General features: G+C 45.1%; 5 protein-coding genes. 2 read left to right on the top strand and 3 right to left on the bottom strand.

Annotated elements, in window-relative coordinates; all coding sequences use genetic code 11:
* A partial coding sequence (locus tag LUQ50_RS10895) for an LLM class flavin-dependent oxidoreductase (protein WP_300039862.1) occupies nucleotides 1–474 on the top strand: 474 nt, incomplete at its 5' end.
* A gap of 35 nt (nucleotides 475–509) precedes the next feature.
* Complete coding sequence (locus tag LUQ50_RS10890; RefSeq protein WP_300039861.1) at nucleotides 510–902, top strand: cupin domain-containing protein; 393 nt, start codon at nucleotides 510–512, stop codon at nucleotides 900–902.
* 82 nt (nucleotides 903–984) lie between these two features.
* Here the strand turns inward: LUQ50_RS10890 and LUQ50_RS10885 are convergent, their stop codons facing one another.
* From LUQ50_RS10885 to LUQ50_RS10875, 3 genes are all read right to left on the bottom strand, one after another.
* Entirely contained in the window at nucleotides 985–2,388 is a 1,404-nt protein-coding gene (locus tag LUQ50_RS10885; protein ID WP_300039860.1) for a response regulator, read from the bottom strand.
* Nucleotides 2,389–2,421: 33 nt separating this feature from the next.
* The gene (locus LUQ50_RS10880) at nucleotides 2,422–2,904 is read right to left on the bottom strand and encodes a chemotaxis protein CheW (protein ID WP_300039859.1); all 483 of its coding nucleotides are present in this window, start codon (nucleotides 2,902–2,904) and stop codon (nucleotides 2,422–2,424) included.
* A 45-nt stretch (nucleotides 2,905–2,949) separates the two neighbouring features.
* Nucleotides 2,950–4,068 (bottom strand): methyl-accepting chemotaxis protein (locus LUQ50_RS10875; protein ID WP_300039858.1); only part of this gene is annotated, 1,119 nt, incomplete at its 5' end.

Raw genomic sequence — 4,068 nt, 5'->3', positions numbered from 1 at the left:
GGAATGGGTCCAAAGGGAGCAAAACTTGCAGGAATACACGGAGATCACCTGATGACGGTATCTGCGGATACGGATACCTTAAAGAACGTGACCATCCCGAAGTTCGAGGAGGGGGCACGGGAAGCAGGCAAGGATCCGAAGAAGATGGAACGGGCCATGCTCATCTGGTATTCCGTCGATCCTGACTTTGAAAAGGCGGTTGAAGGAAACAGGTTCTGGGCCGGATGCCTTGTGCCGTCCATGTTCAAGTACCGGGTCAGCGATCCTCCGGAAGTCGAATGCCATGCCAACCTTGTCGGCCAGGATATGCTTAAGAAGAATTTCCTGTGTGCAACCGATGCAGAAGGGCTCATCAAGGAGATCGAGCGGTTTAAAAAAGCGGGAATCACCCATTTCTGCCTGGGTAATTCCAGTCCAAACGTCAACTTTGGTGTTGATGTATTCAAGGATGTCATTCCGGCTGTGAAAGGCTAACCGGTGGCTATTCGAAACGAAAATTTCAGGATATCATGATTTACAAAGATATTGCAGAGATCTTCGAAGATAATTCAGTTATTTTCCCTGACCGTGCCCGGAAAAGCAATGAAAGCCCCTGGTATTCCCCTCCCGGATGGAAGGGTGTCTTCCTCAAGGACATCATCCCTGAAACAGAGACGAAGAGCATGTTCAGTTATCATCTTGTCAGGATCCAGGAACAGTGCGAGGTGCCGGAGCACAATCATGCGACTCAGTGGGAACTGAACCTGATCATCAGTGGAGACGGTCATTTTCTCCTGGGAAGTAGGGATCACCTGGTAAAAGCCGGCCAGACCTTTGTCACTCCACCAGGGATATCTCACCTGGTCCGGGCAGGAGACCGGGATCTCGTTCTTCTCGCTTTATTCGTACCCCCGCTTGCATGAGTCATCCCGTCACTGACTCCCCTCTTTTTTGATTATCTGTGAATTTAAGAGACGGATATCTGTTATGTCCTTTGGCAAAAGGTCAACCGGGTTTTGAGTATCTATATCTCGTACGGGGTATTGCCATCTCAAACCTGGCTCCCTCTCCGGATATTCCGTTCTCAACGATCGCAATCTCCGTGATGGATAGTATTTCACGGATTAAAAATAATCCGAATCCCGTATGGTTACCGAATCCTTCATCAAATATCTTCGTTTTTATATCCGGGGAGATCCCTCTGCCATTATCGGTATAAATGAGAGTTACGGTATCATCACACGGTAATTCCATGTCAAAACAAATTTTTGTGACAGTACCCCCGTGCCGGATAGAATTTTCAATCAGGTTGTAAAAGACTTTTTGAAGCAGTTGATCTGCATTGACCCAGCAGTTCGTTATACGTATGTCATACGAAAGTGATCTCATATCGTTCTCAGAAATTGCCGAGAGGATTACTCCCCTGACATCCTGCCATATGGGATTCATAGCCCCGATATCCTGGTAAAACCGGGTAAATTCAATGTGATCCTCAATACTCTTTGTTATCTGTTGCTGCTTGTTGAGATATTCAAGTAATACGGGATCACTTGTCAATTCAGTGGACAGATACTGATATGCAAGAAGAGCGGTGATCTTGTTGCGAATGTCATGTCTTGTGATCCTCGCCATAAGATTCAGTCTTTTGTTTGCCTGTGACAATGCTTTCTTTGCTTGTTTCTCCTCTGAAATATCGATACAAACAGCCCGGAACCCGGCAAATTCGGTATTTACAAAAATTGGCGAGAGGTATGTCTTGATGGGAAAAATGAAGCCCTGTTTATCTCGTGCGGCATACTCCTGGGGAGGAAGAGTCTCGCCTCTTGAAACCGCGTTTTGATACTTTAGAATTTTTTCCTGGTCCGGTTCAGTGACAAGATCCAGTACAGATAGTGGTTTGGAGATATCTTCAATGGTATAGCCAAATTTTTCAATTCCTGCTTTATTGATAAAGGTAAGATGTAACTGTTCATCCATCTCCAGGATCGTCTTGGGAAGTGAATTGACCAGTTCCTGGTAACGATCCGCATTCTTTCGTCGTTCGACCAGTTTTTTCACACAGTTTTCAAGTTCGGCAAATTGTGCGGTTACATTTCCTCCTTTCTGGATATATGAGTCTGCTCCGTAATTCAGGGCTTTTATAACGATCTCTTCACGCCCCCTCCCGGTGAAGATAATGAAGGGAATATCCGGAAGGCATGTACGAATTATCTGCAATAATTCGATTCCATCCATGTGGGGCATTTCATAATCTGATATTATCGCTTCATAGGATCGTTTATTAAGGATCTGCACTGCTTCTTGACCTGACGAAACGATATCCACGGAGAGATAACCCGATCGTTCCAGGAATATCTTGCCCAGTTCCAGTAAATGCGGATCATCGTCCACATATAATGTTGAAATCATGAAGAATATGTTGAATGAAAGAGATGGATATTGTCAATCTATCCCGTGCAAAAGTTGTTTTATATCAATCCAGATGATCAATTCGTTTAGTTCTTTCTCATTCAGTGTTGTATTTCGTTTTATGATCCCGATGATCAATGAACCATCGCCTATCTGCGATGCGGACGTATAATCGATCTGGTTGCTTTCAAGTGTTGCTACCGATCGTACATCATCGACAAGGATTCCTATCTTTTTTGATAAGACTGCCTCATCAAGAACGATGATCCGGGATGTATCTGTGGATTTAAATTCATGTTCAGAACCATGCAGGCAGTGTTGCAGATCGATTATTGATGTGATCTCCCCGCGAAGATTGATAATTCCTTTCACATAATCGGGTGCATGAGGAAGTGGTGTTATTGAGGTATAATCTACCACCTCTTTCACTTCAAACAGGTCGATTGCATATAATTCGTCTCCAAGTGAAAATTCCACCACCTGTACCTGTTTTTCATCCAGTCCTTCTGATTTCATGTTTGGTTTTTCTGCTGGTTTTGTCATTAAACTTTCAAAATGGCGTTATTTTACCTTGAATCGCTTATTTGCATTCATGACCTCACCCGCAACATCGTTGACCGATGTCGCCATCAGGTGGATCTCATCCACCGCGGCTGATGATTCTTCTGAGGCTGATGCGGCATTGCAGGCTTCTTTAGCGGTTTGTTCAACGAGTTCCGCAATATCTGAAACGCTTGCGGTTATCTCCTCTGTTGTCGCTGCCTGTTCTTCGGTTGCTGCAGCCACTTCGGAGGCGTTCCTGGTGATCTCATCAATATACGATGCAATATCCGAAAATGTTTTTACCGTTTCGCCCACGACTTTTTCGCCTTGTTCAACGATCTCTTTCGTTTCATTCATCGCCGTGGATGCATGCTGGGTGCTTTTGGTTAAAGTACTGATCATTGCCTCTATCCGTTCGGCAGACTGGCGTGATTCCAGTGCAAGGGATTTCACTTCAGTGGCCACAACGGCAAATCCTCGTCCGGCTTCTCCAGCCCGTGCTGCCTCAATGGCTGCATTCAGGGCTAGCAGGTTTGTCTGGTTCGCGAGTTCACGAATAAGGTCAACAATTTTCGAGATCTCACTCATCTGCTTCTCGACATCAGAGACTATGGTGTATACATTCTCCGTGGACCGAGAGATCTTCTTCATGCTTTCTTCTGATTTTTCTGCCAGTTGAATGCCTGTATTCGAAAGATTGTTTGTCTTTTTTGAGAGATCGGATATAGATCCCATATTGGCGGTAATCTCTTCTACGGCAGCACTCATATCCTGCATGACCTTTGAGATCTGCTCGACTCCGTTGGAGGATTTTTCTGCATGTTCTGAAACACTGCCTACATTCTCGGCGATCTGGGAGATTGCTTTGGATGCATCTTCTATGCTGTTTTTTGCTTCTCCCGTAGCGGTTAATAAGGTCTCCATCCGGTTGTTGACCTCTTCGATGTTCTGCTGGAGTTCTTTAATAATGAGACGGACCGCATTCTGAAATTTTTTTAACTGTTCGTGGGTTTCCCTGGTATGCTCATCCGGCGGTTTCAGTTCATATCGCAGGGTCAGATCTCCCTCGGTCCCGATTCTTTGGTATGCATGAGATAACTCCTCTATCTCCTCCTCCATATACTTCTGAATCTTTGC

Origin of the sequence: Methanospirillum sp. (assembly GCF_028679455.1) — an archaeon.
Lineage (GTDB): Archaea > Halobacteriota > Methanomicrobia > Methanomicrobiales > Methanospirillaceae > Methanospirillum.
This window is presented reverse-complemented; position numbering and strand designations above follow the sequence as displayed.